Genomic DNA, 15,629 nt, shown 5'->3' with positions numbered 1-15,629 from the left:
GAAGGGGCCTGGTTACGGGAGGGTGGCCTGGAGGGCTGCGTCCTTGGTCTTGATGAGCTGCTCCAGGTCCTGCTGGTACTTCGCCATGCGGGTCCGCAGCGTCTCGTCGGACGCGCCGAGGATCCGGACGGCCAGCAGGCCGGCGTTGCGGGCGTTGCCGATCGACACGGTGGCCACCGGAATCCCCGCCGGCATCTGCACGATGGACAGCAGCGAGTCCATGCCGTCGAGGTGCTTCAACGGCACCGGCACGCCGATCACCGGCAGCGGTGTCACCGAGGCGACCATGCCCGGCAGCGCGGCGGCGCCACCCGCACCGGCGATGATCACCTTGAGCCCACGGTCGGCAGCGTCCCGGCCGTAGTCGATCATCGCGACCGGGGTCCGGTGTGCCGAGATGACCCGCACCTCGTACGACACCTCGAAGTCGTCCAGCACCTCTGCGGCAGCCCGCATCGTCGGCCAGTCCGAGTCGCTGCCCATGATCAGTCCGACCGTGGTCACCGGAGTCCTCCTTGGTTCGCGGCCGCCCGGGTCACTCGTGCCCCTCGCGGAGCCAGCGCGCGGCCCGCGCCGCCCGGGCCCGTACGTCGTCCAGATCGTCGCCGAGCACCGTGACGTGCCCGATCTTGCGGCCGGGGCGTACCTGCTTGCCGTAGAGGTGCACCTTGGCCCCCGGCTCGGCGGCGAAGAGGTGGTGCAGCCGCTCGTCGATCGAGATCCCGCCCGGCTCGCCACCGAGGACGTTCGCCGAGACCACCACCGGCGCCGTCAGCGCCGTGTCGCCCATCGGGTAGTCCAGCACCGCCCGCACATGCTGCTCGAACTGGGAGGTCCGGGCACCCTCGATGGTCCAGTGCCCCGAGTTGTGCGGACGCATCGCCAGCTCGTTGACCACGATCGCCGGCCGGCCGGCGTCGTCGCGCACCTCGAATAGCTCCACGGCGAGCAGACCGACCACGCCGAGCGCGGTTGCCAGGTCGATGGCGAGCTGCTGGGCGGCGACGGCCAGGTCCTCGTCCAGGCCGGGTGCCGGGGCCAGCACCTCGACGTTGATGCCGTCGCGCTGGACCGTCTCGACCACCGGGTACGCGGCCACCTGCCCGAACGGCGAACGGGCCACCTGCACGGCGAGTTCCCGGCGCAGCGGCACCCGCTCCTCGACGAGCAGCCGGGTGCCTCCGGCGAGCAGCGTGGTCGCCAGCTCGGTGGCCTGGGTGGCGTCGTCGACCATCCAGACGCCCCGGCCGTCGTAGCCGCCCCGGGCCGCCTTGAGCACCACCGGCCAGCCGACCTGCTCGCCGAAGCCGACCAGGTCGGCGGGTTCGCCGACGGGCCGCCACGCGGGGTTGGGAGCGCCCAGCTCGGTCAGACGCTCCCGCATCACCTGCTTGTCCTGGGCGTGCAGCAGCGCGTCCGCCGGCGGGTACAGGGTCACCCCTTCGGCCGTCAGGGTGCGGATGTACTCGTTGGGCACGTGCTCGTGGTCGAAGGTGACCACGTCACAGCCCTTGGCGAAGGTACGCAGGGCGACCAGGTCGGTGTGGTCGCCGTACTGGACGTCGGCGGCGACGAGCGCCGCACCGTCGTCGGGGGCGCTCGCGAGCACACGCAGTGACTGGCCGAGGGCGATCGCGGCCTGGTGGGTCATCCGGGCCAACTGGCCGCCACCCACCATGCCGACAACAGGCAGACCGGTACGGGATTCCATAGCGCGGCCAGCCTACCGGGTGCCCCGACTCAGCCCAGCTCGGCGATCAACTCATCGACGGTGGTGACCGGCCGCTGGCAGACGAAACCCCGGCAGACGTACGCGGCGGAGCGGCCGTCGACCAGCGGACGGTCGGCGAGCAACGGCACACCGGGCTGGTCCGGGAGGCCGGCGACCACCACCGCGCCGGGCGGTGCGTACCGGTGGGCGGCGGCCACCAGCGGGTCACCGGCCGGGTCGTCGGTTGCCACCGCGATCTCGTATGGCCCCGACAGCAGCGCCTCGCCGACGGTCGCCGCGTACCCCGCGAAGCGGGCGTGCCGCCCCACGATCGGTGCCACGGTGGCGAGCGCCGCCTCGGCGGCCTCGCGGTAGCGGGTCTCCCCGGTCAGCGCGGAGTACGCCACCAGCCCGGCCACCAGCGCCGACCGTCCCGACGGGGTGGCGTTGTCGGTCGGATCGGCCGGCCGGGCGACCAACTGCTCCGCATCGTCGGCCGTGTCGTAGTAGGCGCCGCCGGGCGCGGCGAAGCGCTCCAGCGCGGTGTCCAGCAGCTGACCGGCCAGGGTCAGCCAGCGTCCCTCGCCGGTGAACTGGTGCAGCGCGCAGAACGCCTCGGCCACGCAGCCGTAGTCCTCCAGAACCCCGGCCGGCTCACCGACCCTGCCGTCGCGGGAGACCCGACGCAGCCGGCCGTCGACCACGTGCACGGAGGCCAGGTGCTCGGCGGCGTCACGCATCGCGCCGTCCGCGACGATGGTGACGCCCTCCAACAGGTTGGCGCCCTCGTCCCGCGTCTTCAGGGACAGCGCGGCGACCTGGAGGAACTCGACGATCGCGGTGATCGCCAGGCCGTTCCACGCGGCCACCACCTTGTCGTCGCGGGCCGGCTGGGGCCGGGTGTCGCGGGCCGCGAGCAGTTGCCCGACCACACCCTGCCAGCGGGTACGGATCTCGGGCGCGACGTCGTCGACGTCCCGCGCGAGCTTGAGCACGCTCGTGCCGTGCTCAAAGGTGCCGTCGCTGGTGACGGCGAACAGGTCGGCCGCCCAGCGGCCGTCGTCCTCGCCGAGCGCCTCGACGAGCTGCGCGGGCGTCCAGGCGTAGGTGAGCCCCTCGACGCCCTCGGTGTCGGCGTCCAGCGCGGACGCGAACCCCTCCCCCGGCCGGTGCAGCTCGTCGGCGAGGAACCGGGCCGTGTCCCGGGCGACGCGACGGGCCAGCGGATCGCCGGTCAGCCGCCAGAGCTGCGTGTAGACGCGCAGCAGCAGCGCGTTGTCGTAGAGCATCTTCTCGAAGTGCGGCACCGTCCAGTGCGCGTCCACCGAGTACCTGGCGAAGCCACCGGCGAGCTGGTCGTAGATGCCGCCCCGGGCCATCGCCTCGGCGGTGTGCCGCACGATCTCCAGGCTGCGCGGGTCACCGGTGCGCTGGTGGTGGCGCAGCAGGAAGAGCAGGTTCATGTGCGGCGGGAACTTCGGGGCGCCCCCGAACCCGCCGTTCGTCTCGTCGTACTCACCGGCCAGGTTGCCGGCCGCGGCGTCGAGCAGTGGGCCGTCCAGCGGCGCGGTGGGGCCGCCCACGGCCTGCGCGCCACCGATCGCCTCGACCACGGCGGCGCCCTGGCGCAGCACCTCGTCCCGCTGGTCCCCCCAGGCGGTGGTGACCGACTGGAGCAGGCGGATGAAGTTGGCGCGCGGGAAGTAGGTGCCGCAGAAGAACGGCGTGCCGTCGGGGGTGGCGAAGACCGTCATCGGCCAGCCGCCCTGGCCGGTCATCGCCTGGGTGGCGGTCATGTAGACGGCGTCGACGTCGGGACGCTCCTCGCGGTCCACCTTGATCGACACGAAGTTGTCGTTCATCAGGGCCCCGACCTGCTCGTTCTCGAACGACTCGTGCGCCATGACGTGACACCAGTGGCAGGCCGCGTAGCCCACCGAGATGAGCACCGGCACGTCACGCCGTTTCGCCTCGGCGAACGCCTCGTCGCACCAGGGCCACCAGTCGACCGGATTGTCGGCGTGCTGGAGCAGGTACGGAGAAGTGGCGTCGGCGAGTCGATTCACCCGACGACCATAACCACCCCGGCCGGGACGCGCCGGGCGGTCAGGAGGCGCCGTCGGCGCGCAGGCGGAAGACGTTCGAGTCGGCCGAGTCGCGCAGCGAACCCAGCACCGCGCCGATCTTGTCCGCCGGCATGGGCTTGAAGAAGTGGTAGCCCTGCGCGGACGTACAGCCCAGCTCGGCCAGGGCCAGCCGTTGCTCGGCCGTCTCCACGCCCTCGGCGACCACCCGCAGCCCCAACTCGTGGGCGAGCCCGACGGTGGTCCGGACGATCGCCGCGGCCTCCGGCGAGTCGGCCATCCGGATCACGAAGGAGCGGTCCACCTTCAACTCGTCCACCGCGATCCGGGTGAGGAAGGTCAACGAGGAGAAGCCGGTGCCGAAGTCGTCGACCGCGAGCTGCACGCCCATCGACCGGAGCTTGGCGAGCACCTCGTCGATGATCTCCAGCTCGCTCATCACCACCGTCTCGGTGATCTCCAGGACCAGCCGGTGGGGTGGCACCTGGTGTCGGCGCAGCGCGTCGGCGATCTCCGCCGGCAGGCGGGGATCGAGCAGGCTACGCGCGGACAGGTTGACCGAGATCGGGACGTCCAGCCCCTCGCGGGCCCAGCTCGCGGCCACGCCGAGCGCCTTGTCGAGCACATAGCGGGTGAAGGTGCCGAGCTGCTCGCTGTTCTCCACCGGACGGATGAAGTCGGCCGGGTTGAGCCAGCCCCGCCGGGGGTGCTGCCAGCGGATCAGCGCCTCGACGCCGGTGGGCGCGCCGGTGGCCAGATCGACCGCCGGCTGCAACGCCAGCACCAACTGGTCGTCGACCTTCAACGCCTCGCGCAGCTCCGCCAGCAGGGCCAACTGGTCGGTGCTGGCCGCGTCCCGGGTGCTGTCGTACGCCGCGACGCTGCCGCCGCCCTCCTTGGCCTGGTACATCGCGATGTCCGCGCGGCGCAGCAGCTCGGTCAGGTCGGCGGTGCCGGCGTCGGCGACGACCACGCCGACGGAGACCTCGATGGACATCCGTACCCCGGCCACCTCGGTCGGCGCGGCCAGCCGCTCGGCGATCTCGCGGGCCTGACGCAGCGCGTGTGCCATCGGCGCGGCCCGGTCACCGAGCACGGGGACCGAGGTGAGCAGCAGCGCGAACTCGTCGCCTCCGAGCCGGCCGAGCAGGTCACCGGGGCGGGTCAGCGCGCTGAGCCGGTTGGCGGTCAGCCGCAGCAACTGGTCGCCGGCCGCATGCCCGAGGGTGTCGTTGACTTCCTTGAACTGGTTGATGTCCAGCAGCAGCAGCGCCACCGGGTGGTCGTGTGCGAGCTGCCGCAGCGACTGGTCGCCCTTGCCGAGCATCGCCGCGCGGTTCGCCAGCCCGGTGAGCGGGTCGTGCACCGCCTCGTACGACGATCGGGCGGTGACCAGCCGCAGCTCCCGGTGGGTCGCCGCGTCGTGCAGGGCGGCGGCGAGCGCATCCCCGAACGCGGCCACCGCGTCGCGTTCCCGGGTCGACGGTGGAGCGGAGCGGGGGAACCGGACCCGTAGCTGACCGACCGGCGCGGCACCCACCGACAGGGGACGGATCAGCTCGTACTCGTCGGGCTCGGACCGCTCGGGCGGGCCAACCTCCCGGTCGAGCAACTGACCCCCGGCGTCCCCCCGGTAGCGGCGCCACCTGCCGTCCGGCCGGGCCACGTCGACATCGACCAGCTCGGCGTTGAACAGCGTCAGCGCGCCGGTCACCGCCGCGCTGGCCACGCCCCGCTCGTCGAGCTGGTTGAGGGCTGCGGTCGCCTCGGCGAAGGCACGCCACGTCCGGCGTTCCTGGTCCGCCCGCAGGCGGTAGCGGTACGTCTGTTGCAGCAGCCAGAGCAGCGGTGGGAGCAGCAGCAACCAGCGCGGGTCGAGCTCCAGCAGCGCGATCACCACCAGACCGACCGCCACGTTGCCGACGAACATCAGCAGCTTGCCCCGCAGCGCGGCCAGCAGCGGCGGCCCGACCGGCAGCCCGTGCCGCAGGCTCAGGGCGACCCCACCGAGCCAGGCCGTCACCATCAGGTACGTCACCGACCCCGCGACCACGGCCAGCGCCAGCATCGGGTTCGGCGGGGTGAGCAGGGGATGCCCGAGGGCGGTGGTCACGGTCACGGCCAGCGCCGACGCGGCGGCCAGCGACGCGGCGATCCGGACGATCTCCAGCGGCGGGCGGCGGTCACTGTGCAGGGACAGCCCCGTCCAGGCCAGCCCGGTGCCGAGGAGCGTGGCCGACGGCAGCCAGCCGGCCGGAGCGAGGTAGAGGCAGACGATCAGGGCGGCCTCACCCCAGGTGATGCTGACCATGCCGGCCGCGCCGCGGAACCGGAGCCGGGCCAGTTGGGCCACGGCCAGGACGCCGACGGCGATACCGAAGCGGGCCGGACCACCCAGCGGGTCATCGGCCGGCAGGCCGGACGGAAGGGTCAACCCGACCACGGCGGCCACCAGCGCGGTCACCGTGACCGCGAGGGTCAGCACGCGCAGCCGGGCAGGCATGCCGTGCACCCCGAGCCGGTCGAACGGGTCGCCGGCCGGGCCGGAGGTCATCGACCTCTCCCGTCAGCCGGTCGAACGACGGTACGGCGGGCGGCCGGTGCTGTGCTGGTCATCGGCGCCCCCTTCCGCGCACGGCTCGGGGACTTTTGGTCCCCCGGCGGAAGGCTAAGCCAAACCGGGTGGTCGCAACAGGGGTCCACCACCCGGTTCGGCGTGAATCATGGGCGGACTACCCGTTCCGCTGCTGCTGGTGCCCATTGGGAGCGGGCGTGGATGAATCATCCGTGCCGGTCCCGTCTGTCGGATCGACGACTGAAGCGTCGGCCCTGGTCGGATCGGCCGGCCGACCCGGCTGCGGGAACCGGTCGGGCAGACGCCGCAGTCGGGCATTCATGTTGCGGATCAGCAGGATCGTCGCCGCGGCCAGCAGCAGGATGAGGAGGAGGCCCATCGGTCCGGCCAGACCACCCGTGCGGGTGTCCCCGAAGTTGTTCTCCGCGAGCACCTGGGCAGCGGTCAGCATGGTGTTCCTCCGATGTGCGATTGCCTACCAGGGTAGCCCCGGCCGGAATCAGCGCGCGTGCGCCGTCTCCCGCACTCCGGCGAAGAGGTCCGACTCGGGCAGCGGGCTCTCCACCATGGTGCGCGCCAACTCGAAATCCTCCGTCGGCCAGGCCTGCTGCTGCATCTCCATGGGCACGTGGAACCAGAAGCCGTCCGGGTCGACCTGGGTGGCGTGGGCGCGCAGCGCGTCGTCCCGAACCGGGAAGTATTCGGCGCAGTCGACGCGGGTGGTGATCCGCGGGCCCTTGTCCGGGCGCTCGTCCCAGCGCTTGAGCCACTCCTCGTACGGCGACTCGGCACCCGTGGCGAGCACCGCCTCGTGCAGGGCCATGATCTTGGCCTTGGAGAAGCCGATGTCGTAGTAGAGCTTCAGCGGCTGCCAGGGCTCGCCCAGTTCGGGATAGCGCTCCGGGTCGCCGGCCGCCTCGAACGCGGCCACGCTCACCTTGTGGCACATGATGTGGTCGGGGTGCGGGTAGCCACCCTCCTCGTCGTACGTGGTCACCACGTGCGGACGGAACTCCCGCATCAACCGGACCAGAGGGCCGGCGGCAACCTCGACGTCCTGGAGGGCGAAGCAGCCCTCGGGGAGCGGCGGCAGCGGATCACCCTCGGGCAGGCCGGAGTCGACGAACCCGAGCCAGGCCTGGTCGACGCCGAGGATCGCCCGCGCGGCGTCCATCTCGGCGCGCCGGATGTCCGCGATGTTGGCCCACACGTCGGGCCGGTCGAGCTTGGGGTTGAGCACGCTGCCGCGCTCACCGCCGGTGCACGTCACCACCAGCACGTCGACCCCCTGGGCGACGTACTTCGCCATGGTCGCCGCACCCTTGCTCGACTCGTCGTCCGGGTGCGCGTGGACGGCCATGAGACGCAGCTGCTCTGCCAACTTTCGGCGCTCCTCGTGTGTGCCGGCCGGTGGACCCGACCGGGCTCGACCGGCTGACCTGCCGGTATTCCCCCACGCCCCGCGGCCGCTCGGCACCTGCGGGACCCGACCTGCCATTCCTGGCTCTCGGCCGGGCTGGGAGGATGGACTCCTGCCATTCTTGCCGATGCCGCCGACAACAACGCCAGGAGATACCCGCCGGTGACCGAGACGCACGCCACAATTTCACCGGGCGCGCCGGTTTTCCCGGCCGGACGCTACGGCCGCCGCCGTGCGCCCGGTGACGCCCGTCGCCGTACGCTGCTGGCCGCGCTGGTGCTCCTGGTGCTGGTGGTGGGGCTGAGTCTGATCTCGCTGCGGCTGTACCGCCAGTACGGCGACCCGCTCTACGGCGCCCAGGTGATCACCTACACCGACATCACGGACAGTCAGGTGGTGGTCGACTTCCGGGTACGGGTGCCGGAGGGCGGCTCGGCGATCTGTGTCCTGCGCGCCCGGGATCGCGCGGGCGTCGAGGTGGCCCGCGACGAGGTCACTGTCACCGCCTCCCCCGGCGACCGGCACGTGAGCGCCCGGCACCGGCTGGGCACCAGCGCCCGACCGTTCATCGGTGAGGTGCTGCGTTGTCGGCCTCCCGCCTGAGCTGCTGAAACGCCCTTCCACGGCGGCGGCGGACGACCACCGCGCGCTGGCGACGCGGAGTGCCGGATCCGGACACCGCCGGTGATCGCCGACACGCTGTGTCGTACCGCACTGGTAACTTGGTAGTTCACCTGTCAGCCAGCCACGCACAACCGAGGAGAACGCCTGTGTCCACTGGCAACGAGGCGCCCGCCACCTGGCTGTCCCAGGACGCGTACGACCGCCTCCAGGCAGAGCTCGACGAGCACATCGCCAACCGACCGGCGATCGCGGCCGAGATCAACGCTCGCCGCGAGGAGGGCGACCTGCGCGAGAACGGCGGCTACCACGCCGCCCGTGAGGAGCAGGGCAAGGCCGAGGGTCGCATCCGCTACCTGCAGGAGCTGCTGCGCACCGCGAAGGTCGGCGAGGCGCCGACGGCGGACGAGGTGTCGCCCGGCATGGTCGTGACGATCTACTTCGACGACGACACCGACGACACCGAGACCTTCCTGCTCGGCTCGCGGGAGATCGCCGCCACCACCGACCTGACCGTTTACAGCCCCGAGTCGGCCCTGGGCAAGGCGATCCTGGGTGGCCGCGCAGGCCAGACCTGCACCTACACGGCACCCAGCGGCGCCGACATCAAGGTGACAGTGGTCAGCTTCGAGCCGTTCTCCGGCTGAGCGCCAACTCCCCCCACGGTGTAACGCCGCCGGGGCGGGACACCACCGTCACGCCTCGGCGGCGAAGACCACCTGGTAACCACTGGCCCGCAGCGCGCTGATCAGCGTGTCGGAGTGCTCCACACCACGGGTCTCCACCGACAGCGCCACCTCCACCTCGCCGAGGCCGAGGTGCGGGTTGGCCCGCTGGTGTTCCACGTCCACCACGTTGGCCCGGTGCTCGGCGATCTGGCTCAGCAGTGAGGCGAGCTGCCCGGGCCGGTCCGAGCAGCGGACGGTCACGCGCAGGTAGCGACCGGCGGCGGCCAGACCGTGCTCGATCACCCGCATCATCAGCAGTGGGTCGATGTTGCCGCCGGAGAGCACCGCCACCACCGGCGTCTCCACCTCCACCACGCCGGCCAGGAGCGCGGCCACGCCGACCGCCCCGGCCGGCTCGACGACCTGCTTGCCGCGCTCCAGCAGCATCAGCAGGGCCCGCGAGATGTCCTCCTCGGAGACCGTGACGATCTCGTCGACCAGCTTGCGGACATGGTTGAAGGTGATCTCCCCCGGCCGTCCGACCGCGATACCGTCCGCGATGGTGGCGAACGCGGGCAGCCGGACCGGCTCCCCGGCCTCCAGGGAGGGCGGGAAGGCCGCCGCGCCCGCAGCCTGCACACCGACGATGCGTACGTCCGGGCGCAGTGCCTTGGCGGCCACCGCCATGCCCGAGATCAGGCCACCGCCGCCCACCCCCGTGATGATCGTCCGCACGTCCGGACACTGGTCGAGGATCTCCAGCGCCACCGTGCCCTGCCCGGCGATCACGTCCGTGTGGTCGAACGGGTGGATGAGCACCGCACCGGTCAGCTCGGCGTAGGTCTGAGCGGCCACCAGCGACTCGTCGACCGTGTTACCGGCCAACTCGACCTGCGCGCCGTACCCCTTGGTGGCGGCGACCTTCGGCAGCGGCGCGTTGACCGGCATGAACACGGTCGCGTGCGTGCCGACCAGCCCGGCGGCGAGAGCCACGCCCTGGGCGTGATTCCCGGCGCTCGCCGCGACCACACCGCGCTCGCGCTCCGCCGCCGACAGCCGCGAGATCCGCACGTACGCACCACGCACCTTGTACGAGCCGGCGCGCTGCACGTTCTCGCACTTGAGCCAGACCGGCCCGCCCAGCGCCGCGCTCAGCGGTCGGGAGGGCTCCAGCGGGGTGGTCCGGACGACGTCGGCGAGCAGTTTCCGCGCAGCCCGTACGTCGTCGAGGCCGACCAGTTCCGTCATGCCCCGATCGTGCCACCCGACCCCGGCACCCTCGGCGGCGACACCGGGGTGAACGACGCGGGCGCGGCTCCCGGCGCCTCAGGGGCGGCGGCAGCGGTCGGGGCCGGGGCCGGGACGGGCGGCGGGGCCGGGACGGGCGGCGGGGCCGGCGGCCATGCTTGCGCCGACCAGACCGGCGCGGTCGGCCACGCCGGGGCAGCGCGGGCGATCCGGGCCTCCTGCGCTGCGGAGATCCGGTGGATCAGCAGGACCAGCGTCACCGCCGCGACCACGCAACCCAGCGCGGGCAGCGCGTTGCGGAGCAGGGAGTCCCGGTAATGGTCGACGTACGCCTGGTAGCCGACGTCGTTGAACGGGGTCTCCGGTAGCTTCGCGTACGCCTTGTCGCCGACGCGGCTGCTCAGCCTCTCACCCACGCTGAACACCAGCCAGGAGCACCACCAGACGCTCACGAGGGTCGGCGTGAACCGCCGCCAGAGGCTGTCCCGGGCCACGCCCGCCACGACCCGGGCCGGCACCACGAAGTTCGCGAACGGCACCAGCCAGCCGGCGATCGCCCAGCCCGCTCCGAGTGTGGGCAGCGCACCGGGGAAGGCGTCGGTGTTCTTGCGTGCCCGCCACGTCCAGATGATCACCAGGACGGCGGCGGTGAGGTAGACCACCGTCATGGCCAGCCCCGCCACCACCTCGACGAGCACCGCTGCGAGGAGCAGCTCCGGGTCGTCGTCGGCCTTGGCCCGCCGGGCCAGCATCATCCCGATCACCGGCGACAGCGCCACCAGCAGATAGAGCACGGCGGTCGCGCCGACAGCGACGTTGGCCGCCAGCCCGATCCCCCGTACCCGGTAGGTCGGCAGCCCCGGCGTGACCGCCGGCTGCCCGAGCGGCGTGTAGCAGCGCGGACATTCGTTGTGCTCGGAGGACGGCGCGTCCCCGCAGGTCTGGCAGCGCATTCGTGTCCCTCGTGGTTCGCGCGACGGTGCGCGCACACGCTAGACGATCATGCGCTGGCCGGCGACCCCGTGCCGACGAGGGGATAACCGGGGGCGTGGCGCGACCACGGGGCGGTCATCTCGAACTGACCGGCCACGCCGAGCAGCAGCAACTCCGAGCCGGGCGGGCCGACGAGCTGCACGGCGACCGGCAGGCCGTCCGGGCGGCGGCCCACCGGCACCACGATCGCCGGCAGGCCGGCGACGTTCCACGGCGCGGCGTACGGGGCGTACCTGATGTTGGCCGACAGGTTCGCGCGCCAGGACCGCTCGGACCAGCGGCCGGCCTCCGGCGGCGCGCTCGCCAGGGCGGGCGTGAGCAGCAGGTCGACCGAGTGGTCGGTGAAGAAGTCGACCGACCGCTGTCGCCAGGCGGCCCGGTCGGCCTCCCGGACGTAGCCGCGGCGCTGCGCCCACTCGCCGAGCGTGACGTGCCGCCGGGTACGACGCTGCAGGCCGCGCCGGTCCAGCCCGGCGGCCCGGACGTCGGCGGCGGCAGCGGCGAACCAGGTGGCGAGGCCCTGGAGGCCCAGAGCCGTGGGGTAGACCGGATCGGCCGGTACGGTGTCGTGGCCGGCGGCGGCGAGCAGTCGGCCGGCGGCGGCCACCGCGTCCCGGTTGGGCGCGTCCGGCGCGACTCCGCGCACCGGCGAGCGCAGCGAGACGCCCACCCGCAGCCGCTGCGGCGGCACCAGCTTCTCCGGGCGTCGACCGGCGAGCACCGAGAAACCGACAGCGGCGTCCGCGACCGTGCTGGTGAGCATCCCGTGCTCGGTGAGGCCGAACCAGTCGTCAGCGCCGAGCTGACACGGCACCACACCGCGGCCGGGCTTGAGGCCGACCAGGCCGCAGCAGGCCGCCGGGATGCGGATCGAGCCGAGGCCGTCGTTGCCGTGCGCGATCGGCACCAGGCCGGCCGCGACCGCGGCGGCGGCACCGCCCGAAGATCCTCCGGGGGTACGCGTGTTGTCCCACGGGTTGCGGGTCACCGCGCTCTCGTCGTCGGTGAGTGCCCACAGCCCCAGCTCGGGCATCCGGGTGACCCCGAGGATCACCGCGCCCGCGCCGCGCAGCCGGCGGACCACCTCGTGGTCGGCCTCGGCGACGTCGGTCCGTGCGGCGGCCGACCCGTTCCAGGTCGGCAGGCCGGCGACCGGGGTGTTCTCCTTGACCGCCACCGGCACCCCGGCCAGGGGGAGGTTGGCGAGGTCCTCCTGCTCGTCGACCTTTTCCGCCTCGGTGATCGCCTCGCCGCCGCGAACGGCGCGGAACGCGGCCAGTTCGCGGTCGGCCGAGGCGATGTACTCGAGGTGGTCGGCAACGACCTGGGTGGCCGAGACGTCACCCCGACGTACGCCCCGGGCGATCTGCTTGGCGGTCGCCCCGACCCAGGTCGCCATGATGTCCTGCACGGCCGTCCTCCCCAGCGGTCAGCCCAGCGCCTGCTCCAGATCGGCGAGCAGGTCGTCGACCGTCTCGATGCCGACAGACAGTCGCACGAGATCGCCGGGAACTTCAAGCGGCGAGCCGGCAGCACTTGCGTGTGTCATCCGACCCGGGTGTTCGATAAGCGACTCGACACCGCCCAGCGACTCGGCGAGCACGAAGAGCTTGGCCCGGTTGCAGATCTCCACGGCGTGCTCCTCACCCCCCGAGGCACGGAACGAGATCATGCCGCCGAAACGGCGCATCTGCTTGGCCGCCACCTCGTGACCAGGGTGCGAAGGCAGCCCGGGATAGATCACCTCGGACACCTTGGCGTGCCCGTCGAGGTACGCGGCGAGGCGCTCGGCGTTGTCGCAGTGCCGGTCCATGCGTACCCCGAGGGTCTTGATGCCGCGCAGGGTGAGCCAGGCGTCGAACGGGCCGTTGATCGCGCCCATCGCGTTCTGGTGGTACCGCAGTTCCTCACCGAGCGCCGCGTCGGCGACGATGAGCGCGCCCCCGACCACGTCGGAGTGGCCGCCGACGTACTTGGTGGTGGAGTGCACCACCACGTCCGCGCCGAAGGCGATCGGCTGCTGGAGGTACGGCGAGGCGAAGGTGTTGTCGACCACGAGCAGCGCACCGGCGTCGTGCGCCACAGCGGCCAGGACCGCGAGGTCGGCGATGCCGAGCAGCGGGTTCGTCGGCGTCTCCACCCAGATGATCTTCGTCCGACCGGGCTGCACGGCAGCCCGGACCGCTGCCGCGTCGGAGACCTTGGCCGGCGTGAACTCCAGACCCCAGCGCTGGGCCACGCGGGCGAAGAGTCGATAGGTGCCGCCGTACGCGTCGTCCGGGATGATCACGTGGTCGCCCGGCTGGCAGACCGCCCGCAGCAGGGTGTCCTCCGCGGCCAGACCACTGGCGAAGGCGAGACCCACCGGCCCGCCCTCCAACGCGGCCAGGCACTCCTGGAGGGCATCGCGGGTCGGGTTGCCGGAGCGGCTGTACTCGTAGCCGAGCCGGGGCGCGCCGACGGCGTCCTGGGCGTACGTGCTGGTCTGGTAGATCGGCGGGATCACCGCGCCGGTGCGGGCCTCAGGGTCCTGACCGGCGTGAATGGCGAGCGTCTCGAAGCCGTGACTCATTCTGGTGAGGCTAGTGCCCCGTCGCGGCGGCCTGGAACGGAACCCGTGCTCCGGGCGGGGGCCGGACCGATCGGTCCGACCCCCGCGCTCCGGTTCGGGGTCGTCGAGGGCTCTCAGCCGGCCGGGACGGGCAGGACGTGCAGGGTGACCGGGTGGGCGCCGGTCCAGTCGTAGGAGACCGCGTAGAGCCGGGCGCCGTTCGGCGCCCAGGCCAGCGCGCCGGAGCTGAGGTCGTCGCCCAGCTCGAAGTGGGCCACCTCGGTGCCGGCCGTGGTGAAGACGAACACGTCCGGGTCGTAGGAGGCGTCGGCACCGCCGGCGACCCGGGTGCCGTCGCGCGAGACCTCGACAGCATTGGGGTACGCACCGGTGGGGTAGGTCGCCGAGGGCGTGGTGATGTCCGCGAACGGGAACGCCTGCACCTCGTACGGGGCGCCGGACGCGGTGAACACGGTGGCGCCGGTCGGGTCGAGGGCGATGTCGCGCAGGTTGCTGCCGATCGCCATGAACTCGTTGGTGCCCGGCGCGCTCAGCACGCCCCCCGCGCCGATCGTGTACGTGTAGACCGAGGCGGGGCTCAGACCCGGCTGCCCGGCCAGCAGCACCGAACGGTTCTGGCTGGCGGCGGTCAGCAGCGGAGCACCGTAGAAGCCGCTGCCGGTGTCCAGGCCGGTGGTCACGCGAGCCGGCTGGCGGCCCAGGTCGATCCGGCCGATGTTGCCGTCCCAACCGCCACAGCCGTACCCGAACCACAGGTAGCGCCCGGTCAACGCCAGCGACGACGGGCACGCGCCCGCGCCGGTGTCGTACCGGGCCGACTCGACGAGCGTGCCGGTGTCGAAGGCGGCGATGGCATTGGCGGTGGGCAGCGCCACGTAGAGGGTCTGCCGGTCACCGCTGAGCACCAGGTCGGACGGACCGGGCAGGCCGGACAGGGTGCCGACGACCGCGCCCGTCGCGCTGGCCACCACGACGTCGGTCGACGAGGGGCCACCGCTGACGAAGACCCGATCACCAGCCGAGACCACGTCGGACACCGCCGGCAGCGACAGCGGGGTGGCCGTCGGCGCGGCGGCGGCCTGAGCGGGGCCCGGGAGACCGGCGGTGAGCAGCCCGGCGGCGGCCAGTGTCGCCAGCGCCAGGGTCGTGCCTCTCTTGATGTACACGTGCGTTCCCCCCATGTTTTGATCCAGACGCGTCAATGAGTACCACAGTCGATGCGTGCGTGGGGGGCACGTTCCGGCAGATCGGGGCTATAGCCTGGCGCGATGAACGGATGCGTGTTCTGCGGGATCGTGGCGGGTGAGGTTCCGGCGTTCCGGGTCGCCGACGAGCCGGACGGGGTGGCGTTCCTGGACACCCGTCCGGTCTTCGCGGGGCACGTACTGGTGGTGCCGAGGACGCACCTGGTCACCCTTGCCGAACTGCCGGCCGACCTGCTGCCCGGGTACTTCGCGCTGGTCCAAAGACTGGCGGTGGCGGTAGAGGCCGGTCTGGGTGCCGGTGGGACGTTCGTGGCGATGAACAACAGGGTGTCCCAGTCCGTTCCGCACCTGCACACCCACGTGGTCCCCCGCACCAAGGGTGACGGGCTGCGGGGCTTCTTCTGGCCGCGCACTCGGTACACCGACGACACCGAGGCACAGACCTACGCCGACCGGGTCGCCGCCGCCCTCGGCAGCGGGGCCTGAGTCACAGCGGCGCGGGTAAGGAAGCACGACTCACCGGTGTTACACG

The 15,629-nt window shown here is 72.4% G+C and carries 14 protein-coding genes; 3 read left to right on the top strand and 11 right to left on the bottom strand.

From position 1 onward, the window contains the following. Positions 1-12: 12 nt before the first annotated feature. From purE to mca, 6 genes are all read right to left on the bottom strand, one after another. Positions 13-504: a 5-(carboxyamino)imidazole ribonucleotide mutase gene (gene purE, locus ABZU91_RS15110; protein WP_355239624.1), complete on the bottom strand. Its 492-nt coding sequence runs from the start codon at positions 502-504 to the stop codon at positions 13-15. 31 nt (positions 505-535) lie between these two features. After that, positions 536-1,711: a 5-(carboxyamino)imidazole ribonucleotide synthase gene (locus ABZU91_RS15105; protein ID WP_355239621.1), complete on the bottom strand. Its 1,176-nt coding sequence runs from the start codon at positions 1,709-1,711 to the stop codon at positions 536-538. Between the two features lie 29 nt (positions 1,712-1,740). Next, on the bottom strand, positions 1,741-3,777 hold the full coding sequence (locus ABZU91_RS15100) for a thioredoxin domain-containing protein (protein WP_355239618.1): 2,037 nt from the start codon (positions 3,775-3,777) through the stop codon (positions 1,741-1,743). 40 nt (positions 3,778-3,817) lie between these two features. Beyond that, positions 3,818-6,298, bottom strand: a complete 2,481-nt coding sequence (locus ABZU91_RS15095; RefSeq protein WP_355239827.1) for a bifunctional diguanylate cyclase/phosphodiesterase — start codon at positions 6,296-6,298, stop codon at positions 3,818-3,820. A 229-nt stretch (positions 6,299-6,527) separates the two neighbouring features. Beyond that, the gene (locus ABZU91_RS15090) at positions 6,528-6,821 is read right to left on the bottom strand and encodes a hypothetical protein (protein ID WP_355239615.1); all 294 of its coding nucleotides are present in this window, start codon (positions 6,819-6,821) and stop codon (positions 6,528-6,530) included. A 48-nt stretch (positions 6,822-6,869) separates the two neighbouring features. Then, entirely contained in the window at positions 6,870-7,751 is an 882-nt protein-coding gene (gene mca, locus ABZU91_RS15085) for a mycothiol conjugate amidase Mca (protein ID WP_355239612.1), read from the bottom strand. Positions 7,752-7,952: 201 nt separating this feature from the next. On the opposite strand from mca, the gene ABZU91_RS15080 reads away from it, so the two are divergent. Next, a complete protein-coding gene (locus tag ABZU91_RS15080) occupies positions 7,953-8,393 on the top strand; it encodes a DUF4307 domain-containing protein (RefSeq protein WP_355239609.1) in 441 nt (146 codons plus the stop codon). A 167-nt stretch (positions 8,394-8,560) separates the two neighbouring features. After that, positions 8,561-9,058: a transcription elongation factor GreA gene (gene greA, locus ABZU91_RS15075; RefSeq protein ID WP_355239606.1), complete on the top strand. Its 498-nt coding sequence runs from the start codon at positions 8,561-8,563 to the stop codon at positions 9,056-9,058. Between the two features lie 48 nt (positions 9,059-9,106). On the opposite strand, the gene ilvA is transcribed toward greA, so the two are convergent. The 5 genes from ilvA to ABZU91_RS15050 form a co-directional block, all read right to left on the bottom strand. Further along, the gene (gene ilvA, locus ABZU91_RS15070; protein ID WP_355239603.1) at positions 9,107-10,327 is read right to left on the bottom strand and encodes a threonine ammonia-lyase; all 1,221 of its coding nucleotides are present in this window, start codon (positions 10,325-10,327) and stop codon (positions 9,107-9,109) included. Beyond that, a complete protein-coding gene (locus tag ABZU91_RS15065; protein ID WP_355239600.1) occupies positions 10,324-11,280 on the bottom strand; it encodes a DUF4328 domain-containing protein in 957 nt (318 codons plus the stop codon). The genes ilvA and ABZU91_RS15065 overlap by 4 nt, the downstream gene beginning before the upstream one ends. Before the next feature lie 47 nt (positions 11,281-11,327). Continuing rightward, positions 11,328-12,719, bottom strand: coding sequence for an amidase family protein (locus tag ABZU91_RS15060; RefSeq protein WP_355239824.1), 1,392 nt, complete (start codon positions 12,717-12,719; stop codon positions 11,328-11,330). A 30-nt stretch (positions 12,720-12,749) separates the two neighbouring features. After that, on the bottom strand, positions 12,750-13,892 hold the full coding sequence (locus tag ABZU91_RS15055) for a cystathionine gamma-synthase (RefSeq protein ID WP_355239597.1): 1,143 nt from the start codon (positions 13,890-13,892) through the stop codon (positions 12,750-12,752). 113 nt (positions 13,893-14,005) lie between these two features. Next, positions 14,006-15,058 carry a hypothetical protein gene (locus tag ABZU91_RS15050; RefSeq protein ID WP_355239594.1) on the bottom strand — a complete coding sequence of 351 codons (1,053 nt, stop codon included), beginning with the start codon at positions 15,056-15,058 and terminating at the stop codon, positions 14,006-14,008. 102 nt (positions 15,059-15,160) lie between these two features. Here ABZU91_RS15050 and ABZU91_RS15045 point away from each other — a divergent pair, with 102 nt between their 5' ends. Further along, positions 15,161-15,583, top strand: a complete 423-nt coding sequence (locus tag ABZU91_RS15045) for an HIT family protein (RefSeq protein WP_355239591.1) — start codon at positions 15,161-15,163, stop codon at positions 15,581-15,583. Positions 15,584-15,629: the final 46 nt, after the last annotated feature.

This window comes from Micromonospora sp. NPDC005174, assembly GCF_040608495.1.
Taxonomy (GTDB): domain Bacteria; phylum Actinomycetota; class Actinomycetes; order Mycobacteriales; family Micromonosporaceae; genus Micromonospora.
This window is presented reverse-complemented; position numbering and strand designations above follow the sequence as displayed.

Bases quoted from the DNA above. Each gene is read 5' to 3' on its own strand.
- ABZU91_RS15105 (WP_355239621.1), bottom strand. From the start codon at position 1,711: ATGGAATCCCGTACCGGTCTGCCTGTTGTCGGCATGGTGGGTGGCGGC.
- ABZU91_RS15095 (WP_355239827.1), bottom strand. From the start codon at position 6,298: ATGCCTGCCCGGCTGCGCGTGCTGACCCTCGCGGTCACGGTGACCGCG.
- ABZU91_RS15090 (WP_355239615.1), bottom strand. From the start codon at position 6,821: ATGCTGACCGCTGCCCAGGTGCTCGCGGAGAACAACTTCGGGGACACC.
- ilvA (WP_355239603.1), bottom strand. From the start codon at position 10,327: ATGACGGAACTGGTCGGCCTCGACGACGTACGGGCTGCGCGGAAACTG.
- ABZU91_RS15065 (WP_355239600.1), bottom strand. From the start codon at position 11,280: ATGCGCTGCCAGACCTGCGGGGACGCGCCGTCCTCCGAGCACAACGAA.
- ABZU91_RS15060 (WP_355239824.1), bottom strand. From the start codon at position 12,719: ATGGCGACCTGGGTCGGGGCGACCGCCAAGCAGATCGCCCGGGGCGTA.
- ABZU91_RS15055 (WP_355239597.1), bottom strand. From the start codon at position 13,892: ATGAGTCACGGCTTCGAGACGCTCGCCATTCACGCCGGTCAGGACCCT.
- ABZU91_RS15045 (WP_355239591.1), top strand. From the start codon at position 15,161: ATGAACGGATGCGTGTTCTGCGGGATCGTGGCGGGTGAGGTTCCGGCG.